The following is a 17,565-nucleotide window of genomic DNA, read 5'->3' on the forward strand; positions in this document are numbered from 1 at the left end:
CCGTGCGCTCCTACCGACTCCTCACCATCCTGCTCGCCCTGCTCGCCGTCGTCGTGACCGCCACGTTCGTTGCCATCACCCACACCGACACCGACTCCAGTTCCCGGGGTAGAACATCCCCGTCGCCGGCTCCGAGCTCGGGTCTGTCCGCCACGTCCTCGGCGGTGCCGACCAGCCGTCCGCCGACGGTGGACCTGTACGGCAACCGACTCGAGGTCCCCGCCACCGACGCCGGGACAGCACGCCCACAGGCCGGGACACCGATCGATCCCGGCCGCCCGGACTATCTCTGCGCTGCACCCGAAGGACTGCAGTGGCAACGGATCTGGAATGGCGCCGCGGTCCCGGTCTCGACCGGCGACGGACCCGCCCGGGTGCAGGACGGCATCGCCTCAGGCTTCGCGCGTACACCGCAGGGGGCGGTGCTGGCTGGTCTCGATGCTTTCGGGCGGGCGCTGTCGGCCCCGGAGGGTGTGTGGCAGCAGGTAGTGCGTCAGCGCTACTACATCGGCGACCCCGCCGACGCGCTGGTCGCGCGTTTCCAACGTTCCCGCGCGAACACCCCCGATGCCGCCCGCTATGTCGTGGTCCCCGACGGTGTCCGCGTCCAGGCCGGCTACGACCCGGACATGGCAGTCGTCGAGATCGCCTCCCGTTCCGGCAGTGGATACGCGGTGTCGGCGTGGCCGATGGCATGGATCGACGGCGACTGGCGGGTGCGAGTGCCCGACGACCTCGAGTCGCTGTGGCGCCCCAACACCTTCACCGCGGCGAGCCTGACCGGATTCGGCACCTGGAAGCCACGCCCATGACCACCCTGCACACCCAACTCCCCGAATCAGTGTGTGACCTGCCACTACCCACGGCAGCGGCCTGCAAGGCAGCGGCCGACACCGCCTCCAAAGCAGCCGACAGCGCCATCGAGAACTTGGCTGACCTGCTGATCAACGGATTCACCCGACTTCTGCGGGTCGTGACGGTGTGGTGGACGAACTTACCTTCACCGGATCTGTTGTCCACGAGAGGCGGTAGCGGTAGCGCGCTGGCAGCAGTACGGGACTACACCAGCGAACTGCAGGCACTGTTCCTCACCACCGGGATCGTGTTGGCCGCCGCGCGTCTGGCCTTGGCCAAACGCGGCGCGGCCGCGGGGGAGGCGCAGGAAGCGTTTCTCATGCTCGCCCGCGCGGTGATCGCCGCCTCGCTGCTGGGCACGGTGATCGCGGTCGCAACCAGTACCGGCGACGCCTTCGCCGAATGGGTCCTCTACGATGCCGCTGGCGCCGACCTGACCGCCACCGTGCAAAGGATGAGCGACTTCGACGCCTCCGGCGGCGCGGGCCTCGGCGCCGGAGTCTTGATCGTGATCGGGTTGCTCGGCGTGATCAGTTCCCTGATCCAGCTGGCGATGCTCGTCGTCCGCCAAGCCCTGCTCATCCTGGTCGTGGCCGTCATCCCGATCGTCGCCGCCGCCTCAGGAACCACCGCGGGCGGGCAGGCCTACAAGAAACTGTTGTCGTGGGCGTTGGCGTTCGTTCTGTGGAAGCCGGTCGGCGCGCTGGTCTACGCGGTGGCGTTCACCGTCGCCGGCCGCGCTGACAAGGACGACACCCACACGTTCCTGCTCGGCCTGATCCTGCTGTTGATGACCGTGGTCGTCCTGCCCGCCTTGATCCGGCTCGTCGCCCCCGCAGTTGCCACGCTCGGCGGCGGTGGCGGAGCGAGCGCGGTGCTGGCCGGGGCTGCCGTGGGGACCGCGATGTCAGCGGCAGGAAACCGCTCCCAAGCCCGCCCGATGAGCGAAACCGACAGTGGCAGCGCCACCTCGGGCGCCAGCAGCAGCGGGAGTGGCAGTGGAGGCGGTTCTGGATCGCAAGAGGCCGGCGGCCGGGTGATGGCTGCGCTGCCGTCTGGTTCTGGAGGCAGCTCCGCCGGTGGTGGCGGATCCGGTGGCTCTGGTGGAGGTGGTGGTGTTCGGACCGGTGGCGGTACCGGGCAGGGAGCCAGTGCCGGTCAGGCAGCGGGGTCGGGCGGTGCCAGCGGTATGAGTGGTGCCGCGGCGGCAGGTCCCGCCGGTGCGGCGGTGATCGCGGCCCATGCCGGTGCTGCCGCGCTGCAGCAGGCCGCTTCGCTGGCCGGTCAGGCGTTGCCGCCCGAATCGGCGGCGACCGACATGGACATGCCGGGTCCGGGGGAGGTGCGGCGATGAGCACCCCTCGCATGTACGGGCGCTGGGAGAAACCTCGCAGTGCAGGATTTTTCGGCCTCACCTGGGGCGTCTCGCTGCTCGGGTTGGGGCTGATCGTGACAGTGATGGTCGGGTTCATGATCACCCGGTCACTGCCGGTCGCTGGGACACTGCTGGGGGCCGCGGCGCTGGTGTTCACCCCGTTGGCGATCACGCGAGGCGGGCGGACCGGCTGGGAGCTGGTGTTGCTGCGGGCACAGTTCGCGATAGCGAGATCCCGTGGCGAACTCACCTACCGCTCTGGGCGGTTCTCCCGTCTCCCCGGCATTGCGAAACTGCCAGGGCTGTTGGCTGATTCGCGTCTGACCGAGTACGAGACCCCCGGTGGGCATCGGTTCGCGATGCTGCACATTCGCCGCACCGACCACTACACCGTGATCCTGCGCGTGATCCCGCGCGGGAAGGAACTGGTCGACCAAGCCCAGATCGACGCCTGGGTCGACGGCTACGGCCATTTCCTGGCCGCACAGTCCCGCGGCGGGGAAGTGGTCGCGGTGACCGCGGTACTGGACACAGTCGTCGAGACCCGGCTCAAACAAGCCCGAGAGGTCGCGCGCCTGGTCCGTCCCGAGGCTCCTGATTTCGCGGCCCGGGTGATGCGCGAAGCCGCCGCCGACAGCGGCGGGGTCGGGGTGCGGATCGAAGCCCGGATCTCGATCACCTTCCGGGCGATCGGGCGGGGCCGGATCCGTCGTAATCAGGCCGAGCAGGCCCGCGAGATCGGACAGCGACTGCAGTCGGTGCTGTCCCAGCTCGCCCGCGCCGGCTTGCCCGCGACCCCGATGCAGGCGTGGGAACTGCTCGGGCTGGTCCGCTCCCGCTACGACCTCGCCTCCCAGCGTGACGTGGAAGCCGCCGGTACGGCGATCACGCAGTCGCAGTCCTGGGATTCGGTGGGCCCGATCTCGCATCTGGATCGTTGGGATCACTACGTCCATGACGGAGCCCGCTCGATCACCTGGGAAATGGACAGCGCCCCCCGCGGGGCGGTCATGGAAACCGTCCTCGAGGAACTGCTGCGGCCCCGTCCGGACGTGCCGCGGAAACGCGTGGCGATCGTGTACCGCCTGCACTCGGCCGCTGAGGCCACCTCGCTGGTCGATTCGGATTTCCGGGACGCGGTCGCCGCGGAGCAGACCGAGCGTGGGATCGCTTCGGCGTCGGCGCGGATCCGGGTCGGCAACACGCAAGCCGCCCGCCAGGAACAAGCCCGCGGTGCCGGCCTCACGAGGTTCGGGGTGCTGGTGACAGTGAGTGATCACCTCGACGGTGACCTGCCCGGCATCGAAGCCTCGGTGAAAGGCATGGCTGCGGCCAGCCGGTTGTCGGTGCGGCGCTGCTACGGCTACCAGGCCGCTGCGTTCGCGGCCTCGCTGGGTATCGGGTTGGTCCTGCCCGAGCACGCGTCGATCTCGAAGCGAGTCTCAGCATGACCCGCCGCGAACCCCGGACTGAACTGGTTGGCGGGATCCGGGTCTTGACCAGCCGCCGTCGTGCCGAGTTCGAAGCCGCCGCGCAAACTGGTGGATGGCGGGGTTGGCTGGCCCGGACGGCACTGTCTAGCGACGACCACCGGCGGGCTACTGCCGCCCGCCGTGAAGATGGCGGCCGTTCTGACGGGTTCGCCCTGGACCCGCCTCTGGTCACCGACCGCGGTTACGCCGGTCTCGGTGGAGGTCGCGCGGCGGTGGTGCCGCGGACGCCGGAGTGGCGGGCTACCACGGTGCAGGTGGCCGGTCTGTGGCCGTTCTGTGTGGGCGCGACGGCTCCTACCGCGGGTGTGCCGGTGGGCTCGCATTACATCACTGGCGCGCCGGTGCATTTCGATCCGATGAGCTGGTTCCGGAGCGGGTTCATCACCGCCCCCATCGCGTTCGTGCTCGCGCTCAACGGTTTCGGCAAGTCGTCGCTGATCCGGCGGATTGTGGTGGGTGCGGTGGCGGCGGGGGAGACGGTGCTGTGCATGGGTGACACCAAGCCTGACTATCGCGACCTCGTCGAAGAGCTCGGTGGTCAGGTGGTCGATGTCGGGTACGGGCACGGCACCATCAACCCCCTCGACGTCGGCGCCCTCGGCTCGGTCCTGGACCGGCTCACCGACCCCGACCAGCGCCGTCAGGTCGCGGCCCGGATCGAGGCCGGACAGGTCAACATCGTCGCCGGACTCATCGAACTCGTCCGCGGGTCCCGCGTCGCGGACTACGAAGAAGTCCTCCTGGCGGCGGGCCTTCGCGAGCTCTACAGCAGCAGTGGTGGTTTCAGCCACCATCAGCCACCGCTGCTGCGAGATCTCCTGGCGGTGATCTCCACCGGCGCCGACCGGTTGCGCGAGTTCGCCGAGGAAGACGACGAGGCCACCTACCGGGCGTCGACCAAACCCCTGCGCCGGTCGTTGCGGGCGTTGGTGGAGGGCCCGTTCGGCGCGATCTTCAACGGCGCCACCAGCACCCGCCTCAACCTGGACGCCTCGGCGGTGTGTGTCGATATCTCCCGGATCCCCGAGGGCGACACGAAGCTGCTCGCGGCGGTGCTGATGGTGTGCTGGTCCGCTGGTTTCGGCGCGGTCGCCGCCGCCCACGCCCTCGCTGATGCCGGACTCGCGCGCAAACGCACGTTCGAGGTCGTCATGGACGAGATCTGGCGTGTGCTCGGGGTGGGGGAGTTCATGGTCGACCGGGTCGATGCCCTCACCCGCCTCAACCGGGGCCTCGCGACGGGGCTGATCATGTGCTCACACACGATCAAAGACCTCGCCGCCTTCGATTCGACTGCCGCGCAGACCAAAGCGCTCGGCTTCTTCGAACGGGCGCGGGCGAAGATCATCGGCCCGGTCGGGCCCGAGGAAGCCACCCGGATCGCGGCCGTAGCGGGCATGACCTCGACCGAGAAACTCCTCGTCACCTCCTGGGCCGCCCCGCGCCCGCCCACCGACGACGACCTCACCACCGGCCGCCGCGAAACCCCGCCCGGAACAGGCTGTTTCCTACTCAAGACCGGCGAAGCCGCCGAGCCGGGGATTCCGTTCCGGGTGCATTTCACCCCGTCAGAGCGGGCGGCGGATGTGCACAACACCAACAAACGCTTCGACTTCGACGAACCGCTGCAGCGGGGTGAGCGGTGATGGAGTCCGAGGCTATGCCCGCCGGCCTGGTGTGGACGATCCTGGGGATGCCGCTGGTCGTGCTGCTGATCTTGATTCTGGTCGCCCTCGGCAGCGAAACCCCGAAAGACTGCACGACGGGCACCGGCCACAGCGCCGGCGTCAACGGTGAGGCCGGGGTGAGCGTGGCGGGCCTGTCGGAGGCGCAGCTCGCGTTGGCCCGCAACGGTGTGGTCATCGGCAAGCAGCGCGGCATGCCCGAATCAGTGATCTTGGCCGAGCTCGCCGCGCAGGCCACTGAGTCCAGCTTCCGCAACCTCGCCAACTCGAACGTGCCGGCGAGTCTGGGCTACGCCAATGACGGGGTCGGCTCCAACTACGACAGCGTGGGCCCGCATCAGATCCGGGTCAGCGTCCACAGCGATCTCGCGCTGGCCGACCTGATGGATCCGGTGTTCCAGATCAACTGGTTCTACGACAAGGCCGAAGCCATCCCCGGCGCGGAGACGACGGCGCCGGCCGATCTGGCGCAGGCCATCGAGCGCTCCTCGCCGAACGCCTACGCCAGCCAACTCGACCTGGCCGCGCGCCTGTATGACGAATTCTCTGGTATCGACACGGGCGCATCGGCTTTCGCCGCAGGACGTTTCGGTGGGTGCGGTTCTGGGGGATCGGGTGCTCCGTTGACCGCTGCGGAACCCAGTGGGTTCGGGCGGGAGGTGATCGCGGCCGCCCACCGGTGGCTGGGCACCGACTACGTCTGGGGCGGCGGCGACGCCGACGGGCCCACCATGGGCGGATTCGACTGCAGCGGCCTGACGTTGTATGCGGTGTATCAGGCCTCAGGTGGGCAGATCCGGCTTGCGCACTACACCCAAGCCCAACAGGACGACTCCCGCGCCCAAGTCGTGCCGTTCGCGGACCGACAGCCCGGCGACCTCATCTACTTCACCTCGCCCGGTGACGCGGATTCTCACCACGTCGGGGTGTACTACGGGCGGGACGAGCAGGGCCGGGACCTGCTTTTGCATGCTCCGCAGACCGGGCAGACGGTCACGATCACCCCACTCTCCGCGTGGGACGGCGAGCGCATGGATGTACGCCGGTTTGGGCAGACCGCCGCCATCGGTGACACATCCGGTGCGCCGGGAGCACGTTCATGAGCGGGCGGGACACTCCGGCGGTCGAGGCCGGGTACATCGACCCCGAGAGTCTCGTCGACCGCTACCGGCTGGTGTTGATGGCGATGACCAGCACCGAGGAGCTGGACCGGTTCGCCATCGGTCATGGCATCGACACCCACTACCTGGCGGGGCGTTTCATCACCGCGGTGCGGGAACAGGCCGGGATCGACTACGAGCAGTTGCTGGGTGTGGAAGCCGCGCGTGCCGGGGTGGATTCGGTGCTGGCCGACCGTGCGAGGGTCGGCCCCCACTTTCATCTCTGCTCCGCGGCCACCACTGACCTGTTCACCGTCTGCACCGGTGACGGCCGGCCGGTCTGGCGTGAACGTTTCACCGCTGACGAGCTCGCCCTCGGCGCGGTGTCGACGGTCGCTGCGATGAAAGCCATCGGGCTGGCCGGCCGGTGCCTCGGGGAGTGGGGTGCCCGTGCCGGGACCCTGCGCCTGCACCTGGCCTGCAACCACGGCATCGACTGGGCACGTCTGCATCGCCATGCCGGCGGCCTGTCCCTCGTGGTTCATATCGCCACCGTCCCGGTCGACAATCCCGCCGCCCAACAGTGCCTGCACCGCGAACCGGTGTCGCCGCGCTACCTCGACCTGTCCGATCTCTTCGACCCCGGAGCTCTGCCATGACCTCACCGCGTGTTCTGTTCGCCATCTTGCTCGCCGGTGTGGCGGGGTGCAGTGCTCACGATCGACCGCTGATCACGCCGACGTGTGGGGCAGAACCGTTCCCGCCGCCACACGCGCAGATCCCGCCGTGCTCGGCGGTCGATGTCCTGCACGGAGCTGTGCGCACTCTCTACCGGCTCGACCCCGCCGGCGGTCTCGACCCGCGGGTCGTTTTCGAGGCGGCTCGTCCGTTGATGAGCGGGCAGTTCGCGGTGACGGCGGGACCGGGGGTGTCGATGTGGTCGCCGATCACGGTCACCGAATGGCAGACCTGGGTCGACGACCACCTCACTGTGACCTCGGATGTGAAGGTCACCGCTGATGATCACCCGGCCGATACCGCCACCAGCACCGCCCGGGTCCTGGCTGTGCACCTCACCCCGAAGGGCGGGCGTCGGTGGAGTTCGCGGTCTATGCCCGCGTGACCCGTGCTGGCGCGGCACGGGGGTGGCTGTTGGCTGATGTGAAGGTGCTGTCGTGACCGGCGGGGACCCGGTCGAGGAGGGCGGGCAGCAGGTTCGGCAGGGTTTCATCCAGGCGTTGCAGACCGCGCAGATGACCGCCGGGCTGATGCGTGGCCGCGGCGGCGAATCCCGGTCACAAGCGGAGTCCGAGCAACGCCAAGCCCACGCCGAGGCCAAAGAGCAACGCTCCCGGCTCGAGCATCAGGTCCGGGTCCTCGATACCGCGGCCGCCGCAGAGGAACGCGCCACCCTCCACGCCGCGAAACTGCGCGAAGTCGAAGCACGCATCGCCAACGCGCAAGCAGTCACCGAGGCCGAGGTCGCGCACAAGGCCCGCCAGAACGAACGCGCGGAGAAAGACTTCCAGCGCCGCGAGCACGCCGGCGCTCAGGAAGCCGGCCAGTCAGCCGAGTTCCACCGGGCACGGATCGCTGGCTACACCAACCGCGAGGCCCGTGAGTCCGCCTTGCACGACCTCGATGTCGAGAACAAGAGGTTGCGGATCGAGATCCTGCGCCGCAACGCCGGTTTCACCGAAACACTCGCCAATGAACAGGGTCCGACCGCAGCACGGACCGCTGCCTCTACCGCAGCGTTCGCTGCCGCCGACGCCACCGCTGAGGAATCGGCCACCCACGCTGGTGACGCTGACGCATTCCGGGACCGCTACACCGCCGACACCGGCCACACCCCACCCACCAGCACCGAGCTGGGCGACCAGCCCGGCGATCTGCAGGCTCCGAGCGGGGAGCTCGTCCGGATCACCGAGGGCCTCACCCGTGAGGCGGTAGTGCGGGGCGAGCTGCTGGAACTTGGCGCCGATTCGATCCTCGACATCACTGAAGATCCCCCATCCGGAGGCACGGTGATCGACGCGGCCGTCGACGCCACCGGAGTCAGCGATATCGACCCCACCGCACCAGACCCGGTTATCGAGGACGGCGTGGATCCGGTCGCGGGCGCGGGGTGGCCGCGGGAGCGGGGCGCGGGTGGGGAGGTCGCGCGGTGACCGGGTTCGGGGGTGGGTGAGGTGTTCGATCCGACCCCGATCCAGGCGAGGTTGTTGCAGGCGGTGCAGAATCTGGCCGCTGACAACTGGCGCGAAGCCCACCGCAACGGCGGCGACGGTGAACTCTCCACGGCGAGCCGAGCCCACATCGACCTGGGTGACCGCGCCCGCCGCCAGCTCGAGCAGGTCGCCACCGCAGTGGGAGTGCCGGCTCCGGTGTTGGCCTACCACCGCGCGGTCGGTGAGCGCGGACAACGCTACCGCCCCGGCCAAGCGCTGCTCAGCAGTGACCGGCCCTCGCGCGAAGACCTTCTCGCCGGCTACCAGCAGCTGGTGCATGAATTGCAGGACCGCGCCGGCGACGGCGCGGCGGCCGCATCACAGAACCTGCTGGATCGCAGCGTCTTCGCCGCCTACCGGCAGTCGCTCGGCGCGGCCTGGCAACGTGTCGGCGCCATCGGTCACGTGCTGGACCTGAACGAAGCCGAACGCGCCGCAGTGTGGACGCGCGGCGACGCCAGCTGGCTGACCGCGGTCGCGGAGCAGACCGCGGTTGCCGACCGGAAGGCGTTGCTTGCGCGGGTGATCCTCACTGCTGCGGAGGAACCGTCGGTGGCGCTGATGCCGCTGGCGGTCTTGAACCAAGCGGGTGTCACTGCCGCCGATATCGCCGCGCAGATGCCGATGGGACCTGACGAGATGGTTGAGCGCCTAGCGACCGCCCTCCGCGCGAAGGGTCTTGCGCCTGGGACCGGTATTGACGCCGCGATCGCGGCGACCGGGATCGACACCCACACCGGCCCCGAACCCGGTGATCCCGCACCCGACTCCCGGACCACCGACGCCAGCCCAGGTCCCGAGATCGGTCCTGGCCTGTGAAAACCGCTACCCGAGAGCCCTGTTGCTGAGGTGAAGGAGTAATTCAGGTGAGTCATCCACCATCGAGAGCCACTGAGCTGCCGTCGTGGCAGGTGCAGTTGCTGCAGCGGATCCACAACGTCAGCTACGAGCATTGGCGGGTGCTGCAGAATCCACCGGCCTGGACCCGCGGATCCGGTGACATCCAGTTACAGAACTGGCAGGCAGGGCCGGCCGCGCGCGAGGCGGAGCGAACCGGGCTGGAATTGCATGCCCGCGCGATCGGTGTACCGGAGCTGATGATCACCGAAGTCCGTGAGGCCGGTGGGCGTGGACTGCGGTGGGGCGACACCCCCGAGACTGCGCAGTTGTCGTTGTTGGAGCCGGGCGGGAACTACACCCGCACCGCGTTCCTGGACCAGATCTCCCGTGACGTGTGGCGCCTCGAGCACATGGCCCTGGTCCAAGCGGAGTACCTGCACCGCGAGCACTTGGGCCGGGTGCCTGACGCCGAGGCCGCGATGCGTCAGTTGCATTCGAATATGGCAGCGGTCTGGAGCCGCGCCGCCGCCACCGCCGCGGTCACCGACCTCACCGCCGAAGACCGCACTCAGCTGTGGGGCAGAGACGCGGCATCGTGGGAGCGGATCGCACGCCTGACCGCAGCAAGCTACAGCGACGCCGAGTTGCAGACCCGGTTGCACGAGTTCGCGTGGAAGGGTGTCGAGGCCGGCGCCAACCAGGACATCCGGAACCTGGCTGTGCGGGGGCTGGTGGGCGGTCCCCCCGAGCCGAGCAGATGGCCGACGCCGCCGAGGCAGCCTTGTCGGCGGTGTTGATCGCCGACGGGCACAGGCAGCGCTACGACCACGGCATCGGCGCCGCCGTCGAAGCCACGAACACCGGGGTCGCGGCGGGCTGGGAACCCGACGCCGAGCCGCACGCGCGGCCTCCCGACCCCGGGCCAGGCGCTGGCCGGGACGCGGGGGTGTGGTGATGACCGAGCCGACGGTCCCGCCCGGGCCGGCGCAGCGGCAAGGCAACGCGTTGCGCAGAGTGCAGATGCTCGCAGCCGAGCAACGCGAGATCGAGCGGGCCGGGCCCGAGATGTTCCTCGACGGCGGCGGCGCGGACCCGCCGGTGGTGGTGTGGCAGCAGCGCCTGAACCATCTCGAGGCCGAACGCGTCGCGGCCGAGCGGGCGGCGTTGCTGGCAGGGGCGGACCCGAACTGGATCGAAGACGCCCGCGAACTCGGCTACCGCACCGCCAGCGCCACCGATCGGGCCGCGGTGCGCCAGCACCCCCACCGCGCCACCGGTGCCCAGGAGTTCTTCCTGGACATGCTCGAGGTGGATTTGTGGCATCTCGAGCGGATGGCCGCGATGGACGCCGCCCGCACCGACCGCCTCGCCAGCGGGCGATGGAGCTTCACCGACGACCCCGTCACGCAACGGCAGTTCTACGCCAACATGCACCTACGCCAGCAACGCTTGACCGTCCTGGCCGCGGCGGCAGGAGTGAACCAGGCTGAGGGACAGGCGTTGTGGGGGGCGAGCGTGGAAGGGATCCGCCGCGTCCACACCGTGGCCATGGCCGCCCTCGACGACAGTGACCTGGCACGCGAGTGGAACACCTACGCTGCCACCGACCCCGGCCTGCGAGTGCCGCCCTATGTGCCCTCCGACCCTGACACTGGTGCCCCGACCTCTCCGCAGCAGGCCACGCCGCCGAGTGTGCGGGACATGCTGGTCACCGCGCGCAGTGCCCTGCATGCGGAGTTCGTCGAGACCGCCCTCGACCGCGCGGCCACCACCGGCGAAGCCGCCGCGATCGCCGGCAGCGTCGACGCAGCCTTGGGACCACGCCCGGAAACGACCTGGGAATCCGACCCCGAAGCCCAGATCGAGGCGTTCCCGTTTCGGGAATGGGGGTTCGGCATCGACCCCTGACACCGCCGTTCTCTCGTTTCGCGTTCTGTCGGCGTGACGGCCACGGGTACTGGCCGCAACGACCGAACCACACCACCGGGACATCTGCCCTTCTCACACCAGGAGAAGCGATGCCCTTTCCCCACCCCATTCCCGACCCCTGCTCCACCGCAGCGGCTTTCCCCGTTCGAGCAGGCGCGCGATGAGCTGGTTGCATCAAGGCACCCGCTCGTGCCATCCGGAGCATTACACCGACGCTGCCGATCGTGCCGAGGCCGTACTGCGCGCCGACTTCGCGTCCCGCCACTTCCTTCTCGAGATCGCCCCGTATGCCGCCGACGCGGCGGGGCAGATGGACTTTCTCACCCGCGCGCACGAGATCGAGCGCCGCTGGGCCGATCACCCCGCCCAGCAGACGCGCCAGCTGTGGGGGGAGCTGAACCTACTGCGCAACCAGTGGATGTCAGACCCCGCCACCCTCCAGTCCCGGTTCGGGCACCTGCAACGCTCCCGCGCCGCCGGCGTCGAGTCGGTCGATGATCTCGCCGACCGCAATTGGCGGCAGATGGCCGAGCTGACCGGCACCGTCGAACCTGTCAACACCGCCTCCGAACAAGACGCCGCCGCGTTCCGCGCGCAAGGCCGCCACCTCGTCCTCATCCGCAGTACCGACACCAGTACCGAAGCAAACGCGGCGGCGCGGCCAGGTGCGGCCGACCGGGCCCTCGGTGGCCGTGCCGCTGAGGAACTCGACATGGCGCGCATCGGTGACCTCATCGACTTCACCCACGACCTCGCCACCGAACCGACCGACCCCGCACCAGCACCGGAACCAGCCCCGCCTATTACCTTGGATGCGTTGATCCCCGCCGCGCAACGCGAGGCGGTAGTCGTCGCGGATCTGAGCGCCACCCAAGAGCAGGTGCTGCGCCAGGTCGCGCCGGTCCGGGCGTTGCAGGACCTCTACGCCGAGCATCTGCGCCTGTCGGAGACCTTCGACCGCACCCACGAAGGCGGCCAAGCCCTCATCGACCGCCTCGAAGGCGTCCTGACCGCCGCCCGCACCGCCCGCCAACAAGCCGTCACCGCCGGGGTCAGCCCGGCCGACATCGACGCCGCCTACCGAGCCGGACTAGAAGGCCAGTACTGGTCCCAGCAGCCCGGCGTCCCCCACCTGGCCCTCGTCGAGCAACTCGTCACCCAACGCGACCACGCCCACGCCCAACTCGACCAGCTCCGCGCCGGCCTAGGGCACGAGCCTGGCGCCGTGCTGGCGCTGGCAGTCGGGGCCGAACACTCCACCCCCTCCACCGAGCCCGCTGCCGCCTCCGGCAGCGGCGGGGTCATCTCCAGCGCCGTCGAGGCTGCACTCCCAGACCTCAAGGCCACCGAACACGCCGCCTGGATGTCACCCGAGGTCACCGGCGTCATCGAATTCCGGCCGGATCCGGCCGCCGAACCACACCTGTGAAGGAAACCGAACATGTTCTCTTCTCGCGAAGCCCGGCGCCGCACCACCGGCGGTCTGGGCGAGGAAACCTCGCTGCTGCTCGTTGTTCTCGCGATCATCGCGGTCGTCGTCGCCCTGTGGGCGGCTCTGAAGCTCGGCAGCGCGATGGTCGGGCAGCCGATGACGTGGAACCCGTTTACCGGCCTGCTCGCGGTGATCGCGGGCGACCGGTACTGGCCTTGGCCCTCGACCCTTATCGCGATCGGAGTCCTCGCGGTCGGAGGCGGGACCGTGGTGTGGGCGTACCCGAAGCTTGTCACCGATCGTGAGATCGACGCCGCCGCAAGGACCATGCAGCGCCCGAGCAAGATCCGCATGGCCCGGGTCGCCGACAACCTGCGTGAGAACCAGCGCCTGCTCAAAGACGCCCCCGAAGCCGCCCGCTTGAACCCCGGCCCGTTGCTGGGGCGCACGGTGATCGGTGATGTCGCCTTGCATGTGCCGGCGGAGATGAGCGTGGTCGCCACCGCAGGCCAGCGCACCGGCAAGACCGTTGCCTGGGCTGTACCCGCCGTGCTGACCGCCTGGGGACCGTGTCTGGCGACCAGTAACAAACCCGACCTCTACCGTGCCACCGTGCTCGGTCGCGAAGGCGCCGGGCGGGTGTGGCTGTCGGATCTGCAGGCCGTGACCGGGCACCGCGAAAGTGGGTTCTGGGTGAACCTGCTCGACCAGATCACCACCCTGGCCGCCGGCCGCAAGCTGGCGGGCTTCTTCGTGTCGGGGGAGTCGGGATCGGCGAGCCAGGCCGCGAATGCCAAATCCGACAGCTACTTCGACGGCGGCGCCAAAGAACTGCTCGCGCTGCACCTGTTCGCTGCCGCGTGCGTGGGTGGGGACCTGCATCATGTGGCCGAGTGGCTGGGCCGCGACCAGGACCCCACACCCGCGCTGATCCTGCGCCACTACGGGCAGCTACGCCCCGCAGCCAGGATCCTGGAAGCCCAAGCCCTCTACGCACGCCAGCGCGACGGCCTCTACGACATGGCCCGCCGCTTCCTCAACACGTTGTCCGACGAGAGCTACGCGGCGCTGGTCACCCCACCGCGACGCAAGACCATCCGTGCATTCGAAACCTCCACAGCCCACCGCACTTTCGGTGTAGCCGTCGAGGTGGATGTGGCGTCGGCGGCGTCGCATGACCTGCCGGAGTTCAATCCGTCCGAGTTCGTGACCTCGACCGACACGTTGTATGCGCTGTCGCAGGCCGGGCCGGACGGGGCGACGCCGCTGACCGCAGCACTGGTCGGGCAGGTGCTCGAAGCCGGGCTCGCCGCGGCTCGGGCCCGGGTCGATGGGCGTCTGGCGGTGCCGCTGCTGTGCGTGCTCGACGAGGCCGCCAACTGCGCCCGCATCGCCGAACTACCCTCTTACTACACCTACGCCGCCGGCGCCGGGATCATCCTGTTCACGATCCTGCAGGTCGTGGAACAAGGCGAGGACCTGTGGGGGGCGAACGGGTTGAAGATCATGCGCGCCCAAAGCATCGAGGTCTACGGCGGCTCGATCGCGGCCACCGACTACCTCGCCCACTGGACCGCGATGACCGGCCAGCACGACGTCGCCGACCGCTCCCGCAGCTACGGCGGCCAAGGCGCCCAGCGCACCCTGTCCTGGCGCGCCGAAGACATCCTCGACGCCGCCAAACTCGCCGCCCTGCCCAAAGACCGCGCCCTCATCCGACTCCCCGGCCACGGCCCGGTCGTGGTCCGCAAGATCCCCTGGACCGACACCGACCTCGCACCCACCATCCGGGCTTCGAACGCGGCGTTCGAGGACACACCCAGCTTGCTCGCGAAATCCAACGATGACCACGGCGACGCGTCAGTGCGGTCATGACGACCCCGACCAGCGCCGCGGCCGGGTCCGGGAAGGGCAGGCAGGTGCCGCCACAGTTCACCGGTTTCGTGCCGTTCGTGCAGCAGTGGCTGCTGCCCACCATCAGCGTCCGCCTGGCCGAGGCTAACCGGGAACAGACCTACACCTGGTGCGTGCAGTGGTGGGCCCATCGTCCAGTCGCGGTCCGGTTCGCCCATTTGCACACCGCGTTCGAAGCGATGCGGCGTTCCAAGACCGGCTCCAGCCTGACCAGCCTGCTGCTCACCCACCTCGACCCTCACCTGCACACCATCCTCGACGCCGCCAACGGACCCCTGCACCGCTGCACCCGCGCCCACCACCAACCCACCCCCTCACTGTCGATGGACCCGATCCCGGAGGGCTGGTTCGACATCAAACCCGCCGCCGAGCGCGCACCGCAGCGCCAGTTCACGCATTTCAGCCTGTTCGTGCAGGACTGGCTGCTGCCGGTGATCGCGGTGCGGATCGCGGCCAACAACCGCGAAGGCCAATACACGTGGTGCCGGCAATGGTGGCGCCACCAAGGCATGTGCATACGGATGGCCGGGCTACACGCCTGCTTCGAAGCCGCCGTCACCGCCGAGGACAAGATGGCCATGTCGGGGTTGTTCACCCGATACATCGACCCGACCATGCGCTACCTGCTCGACGCCGCCAACGGGCCCCTGCACCGATGCACCCCCGAACTCCACATCGACGCCCCCGGCCTGCCCTGGGCGCCGGTCCCCGCCAACTGGTTCAACCTGCCCGGCGAAACCATCCCACCCGCACTGCTCGGGTTCGGATCCGACTTCCGAGCCCTGTCCGGGGACCTGCCATGAGCAAACCGACACCGCAGCAGCGCAAAGTGCTCTCGGCGTTGCAGAACCAGGCCGCGTCCCTGCACACCATGCTCACCCGCCAAGCCGACCACGGCGGCACCCCCTCGACCGCGTGGCACCGCAGCTACGACAACCGCGCCGCCCAACACCACGCCCTGGCCACAGCCGCACTCGCCGGCGGCATACCCATGGAATGGATCGACCACGTCCGCGAACGCGGCCAGAAAGGCATGCGATGGCGCGCCGGCGCGTTCCTGCGACCCGCCGAACCCGTGGATCGTGACGCGCTGCTGCACCGACTCGACGGCGAGGCATGTGTCCTGGCCGTCGGTATCGGTGTGCACGCCCACTACCGCCACCGCGACCCCGTCCGCGCCGCCTCCGAAATCGGCACCACCCACGCCATCGAACGCAACCAGCGGCTGGCCACTCAACGAATCGCCCTTGTGGACGGCCTTTTGCAACTCGATCCCGCCGAGGCCGAGAAGCTGTGGGGAGGAACCCGCCTCCTCGACATCGCAGCCACCGCCACCGCAGACCTGCCCGTCACCGACCTGCGGGAACGCTGGCACGAAATGGCTAACTCCGACACCAGCCTCGTCCGCCGAGAGGCTACCGCTCTCGCCGATGCCGGGATCACGCCCGTCACCGGTGTCCCTGACGCTGAGCAGCTGGCCGACCTGGTCGTCGACCATGCCCTGAGCCACCGGAACCTCGGGGCCGCCATCGACGATGCGATCGCCGCCGCCCTGCCACCAAACTTCGCCACCCTCGAACACCAACCAGAGCAGACCGTTCTGCCGCAGATCCGTCAGCACGACCTCGACACGAGCACGGGACTATGACCCGGCCGCCGCCAGTCCACATCGTCGCCGACCTACCTGGCACGCAGGCCGAGCTGCTGGCCGTCGTGCACGGGCTTGCCCGCCGCGTCGCGCTCGCCCGCCGCGAGACCGGCTACTCCACGCAGCTCGAAGCGCTTGAGCGGGAACGCAGCGTCGCCGAGATCGTCGCCACCTCCCACGGTGTTCCCGCGCTGTGGGTGACTCAGGCGCGCGATGCAGGCACCGCAGAGAAGGACTGGCGACCAGACACCGTCCTGCGCCAGCTACCTCGCCGGGCCAGCACACGCCGCTCGGCCCAGCGGGTCTACCGACACCGCACGCCTGGCCGACATGGCCGCCACCGCTGCCGTGCGCCAACACCTCCTCGCCCAGTCTGGCTACCCCGGCCGCCCGGACCCGGTCGCCGACGAACAACTGCACCGCAACATGAACGCACTCCGCACCCGGATCACCACGACCGCAGAAGCGATCGGCATGAAACCCGCCCAGTTCCGGCGCGCCACAACAATCACCGACGCTGATCTCGCGCAACGAGTCCAAGCACTCTCGGTCCAGAACCCCGACGATGTCGAGGTTCGCTGGCGCGACTACACCAGCCCTCACATCGCAGCCAGCGTCCGCAGCTCCCTCGCCAACCTTCGGCGCACCGCCAACGCTTCCTGTCGGTTGCCCGAGCCCACGCCGTTTGACCCCGCCACTCTCCTGCGCCGTGCCCAGGAAGCCTTGGCGTTGCTTTCGCCGACCTCTGGCACTGCTCCTGGCGCGGAGATCGAGCACGCTGTTGTCGCGGCACTGCCCGAGCCCTTCCTGCACCAGGAAACCGAGGGTGCAGTGCTCAATCAATCTCTTGACGACCTGCTCGCAGCCCCTTCCAATGGGCATGATCTTGTGGCCGATCTGTAGCGCGGCGTTTCGCCTACGCCGGGGATCGCATTCACCATCGATCGAAGCCCGCCGCCAGCGAGGGCCCCAGGAAGGTCCTGCCTAGTTAGGACTTCAGACCTGCGCGGTTGCCGCTGGCTCGACAATCACAGCCCGGCCCTGCCTAACGCCGCGTGGGAGG

Annotated in this window: 18 protein-coding genes; 17 read left to right on the forward strand and 1 reads right to left on the reverse strand. The window is 69.2% G+C overall.

Annotated features, from left to right (window positions below; genetic code table 11):
* Positions 1–2: 2 nt before the first annotated feature.
* The 16 genes from ON36_RS31505 (at position 3) to ON36_RS31580 (ending at position 16,502) form a co-directional block, all read left to right on the forward strand.
* On the forward strand, positions 3–812 hold the full coding sequence (locus tag ON36_RS31505) for a DUF8175 domain-containg protein (RefSeq protein WP_043661432.1): 810 nt from the start codon (positions 3–5) through the stop codon (positions 810–812).
* Entirely contained in the window at positions 809–2,209 is a 1,401-nt protein-coding gene (locus ON36_RS31510) for a hypothetical protein (RefSeq protein WP_043661435.1), read from the forward strand. The genes ON36_RS31505 and ON36_RS31510 overlap by 4 nt, the downstream gene beginning before the upstream one ends.
* Positions 2,206–3,681: an SCO6880 family protein gene (locus ON36_RS31515; protein ID WP_043661438.1), complete on the forward strand. Its 1,476-nt coding sequence runs from the start codon at positions 2,206–2,208 to the stop codon at positions 3,679–3,681. Before ON36_RS31510 ends, ON36_RS31515 begins: the two co-directional genes overlap by 4 nt.
* On the forward strand, positions 3,678–5,369 hold the full coding sequence (locus tag ON36_RS31520) for a putative type IV secretion/conjugal transfer ATPase (protein ID WP_052314594.1): 1,692 nt from the start codon (positions 3,678–3,680) through the stop codon (positions 5,367–5,369). The genes ON36_RS31515 and ON36_RS31520 overlap by 4 nt, the downstream gene beginning before the upstream one ends.
* A 14-nt stretch (positions 5,370–5,383) precedes the next feature.
* Positions 5,384–6,511 carry a C40 family peptidase gene (locus ON36_RS31525; protein WP_245558285.1) on the forward strand — a complete coding sequence of 376 codons (1,128 nt, stop codon included), beginning with the start codon at positions 5,384–5,386 and terminating at the stop codon, positions 6,509–6,511.
* A gap of 83 nt (positions 6,512–6,594) precedes the next feature.
* Positions 6,595–7,167, forward strand: a complete 573-nt coding sequence (locus ON36_RS31530) for a hypothetical protein (RefSeq protein ID WP_157225116.1) — start codon at positions 6,595–6,597, stop codon at positions 7,165–7,167.
* A gap of 158 nt (positions 7,168–7,325) precedes the next feature.
* Positions 7,326–7,631: a hypothetical protein gene (locus ON36_RS31535; protein ID WP_043661443.1), complete on the forward strand. Its 306-nt coding sequence runs from the start codon at positions 7,326–7,328 to the stop codon at positions 7,629–7,631.
* 52 nt (positions 7,632–7,683) lie between these two features.
* Positions 7,684–8,679 (forward strand): hypothetical protein, encoded by a 996-nt coding sequence (locus tag ON36_RS31540; RefSeq protein WP_043661446.1) that lies wholly within the window; start codon positions 7,684–7,686, stop codon positions 8,677–8,679.
* 21 nt (positions 8,680–8,700) lie between these two features.
* Positions 8,701–9,558: a hypothetical protein gene (locus ON36_RS31545; protein WP_157225117.1), complete on the forward strand. Its 858-nt coding sequence runs from the start codon at positions 8,701–8,703 to the stop codon at positions 9,556–9,558.
* 92 nt (positions 9,559–9,650) lie between these two features.
* Positions 9,651–10,376 (forward strand): hypothetical protein, encoded by a 726-nt coding sequence (locus tag ON36_RS31550; RefSeq protein ID WP_043661451.1) that lies wholly within the window; start codon positions 9,651–9,653, stop codon positions 10,374–10,376.
* Entirely contained in the window at positions 10,370–10,534 is a 165-nt protein-coding gene (locus tag ON36_RS31555; RefSeq protein ID WP_157225118.1) for a hypothetical protein, read from the forward strand. Before ON36_RS31550 ends, ON36_RS31555 begins: the two co-directional genes overlap by 7 nt.
* Entirely contained in the window at positions 10,534–11,487 is a 954-nt protein-coding gene (locus ON36_RS31560) for a hypothetical protein (RefSeq protein WP_157225119.1), read from the forward strand. Before ON36_RS31555 ends, ON36_RS31560 begins: the two co-directional genes overlap by 1 nt.
* 181 nt (positions 11,488–11,668) lie before the next feature.
* Complete coding sequence (locus tag ON36_RS31565; protein WP_043661458.1) at positions 11,669–12,937, forward strand: hypothetical protein; 1,269 nt, start codon at positions 11,669–11,671, stop codon at positions 12,935–12,937.
* A gap of 12 nt (positions 12,938–12,949) precedes the next feature.
* Entirely contained in the window at positions 12,950–14,815 is a 1,866-nt protein-coding gene (locus ON36_RS31570; RefSeq protein WP_052314595.1) for a type IV secretory system conjugative DNA transfer family protein, read from the forward strand.
* Complete coding sequence (locus ON36_RS33200; RefSeq protein WP_052314596.1) at positions 14,812–15,657, forward strand: DUF4913 domain-containing protein; 846 nt, start codon at positions 14,812–14,814, stop codon at positions 15,655–15,657. Before ON36_RS31570 ends, ON36_RS33200 begins: the two co-directional genes overlap by 4 nt.
* Entirely contained in the window at positions 15,654–16,502 is an 849-nt protein-coding gene (locus ON36_RS31580; protein ID WP_043661461.1) for a hypothetical protein, read from the forward strand. The genes ON36_RS33200 and ON36_RS31580 overlap by 4 nt, the downstream gene beginning before the upstream one ends.
* Positions 16,503–16,534: 32 nt before the next feature.
* Here ON36_RS31580 and ON36_RS35230 read toward each other — a convergent pair whose 3' ends face one another.
* The gene (locus tag ON36_RS35230) at positions 16,535–16,681 is read right to left on the reverse strand and encodes a hypothetical protein (protein ID WP_157225120.1); all 147 of its coding nucleotides are present in this window, start codon (positions 16,679–16,681) and stop codon (positions 16,535–16,537) included.
* Between the two features lie 151 nt (positions 16,682–16,832).
* Here ON36_RS35230 and ON36_RS31585 point away from each other — a divergent pair, with 151 nt between their 5' ends.
* A complete protein-coding gene (locus tag ON36_RS31585) occupies positions 16,833–17,405 on the forward strand; it encodes a hypothetical protein (protein WP_043661463.1) in 573 nt (190 codons plus the stop codon).
* The last annotated feature ends 160 nt before the right edge of the window (positions 17,406–17,565 follow it).

Origin of the sequence: Nocardia thailandica NBRC 100428 (genome assembly GCF_000308795.1) — a bacterium.
Taxonomy (GTDB): domain Bacteria; phylum Actinomycetota; class Actinomycetes; order Mycobacteriales; family Mycobacteriaceae; genus Nocardia; species Nocardia thailandica.

Coding starts and splice junctions, on each gene's coding strand:
- ON36_RS31510 (WP_043661435.1), top strand. CDS start 809: ATGACCACCCTGCACACCCAACTCCCCGAATCAGTGTGTGACCTGCCA.
- ON36_RS31515 (WP_043661438.1), top strand. CDS start 2,206: ATGAGCACCCCTCGCATGTACGGGCGCTGGGAGAAACCTCGCAGTGCA.
- ON36_RS31520 (WP_052314594.1), top strand. CDS start 3,678: ATGACCCGCCGCGAACCCCGGACTGAACTGGTTGGCGGGATCCGGGTC.
- ON36_RS31525 (WP_245558285.1), top strand. CDS start 5,384: ATGCCCGCCGGCCTGGTGTGGACGATCCTGGGGATGCCGCTGGTCGTG.
- ON36_RS31530 (WP_157225116.1), top strand. CDS start 6,595: ATGACCAGCACCGAGGAGCTGGACCGGTTCGCCATCGGTCATGGCATC.
- ON36_RS31560 (WP_157225119.1), top strand. CDS start 10,534: ATGACCGAGCCGACGGTCCCGCCCGGGCCGGCGCAGCGGCAAGGCAAC.
- ON36_RS31565 (WP_043661458.1), top strand. CDS start 11,669: ATGAGCTGGTTGCATCAAGGCACCCGCTCGTGCCATCCGGAGCATTAC.
- ON36_RS31570 (WP_052314595.1), top strand. CDS start 12,950: ATGTTCTCTTCTCGCGAAGCCCGGCGCCGCACCACCGGCGGTCTGGGC.
- ON36_RS33200 (WP_052314596.1), top strand. CDS start 14,812: ATGACGACCCCGACCAGCGCCGCGGCCGGGTCCGGGAAGGGCAGGCAG.
- ON36_RS31580 (WP_043661461.1), top strand. CDS start 15,654: ATGAGCAAACCGACACCGCAGCAGCGCAAAGTGCTCTCGGCGTTGCAG.
- ON36_RS31585 (WP_043661463.1), top strand. CDS start 16,833: ATGGCCGCCACCGCTGCCGTGCGCCAACACCTCCTCGCCCAGTCTGGC.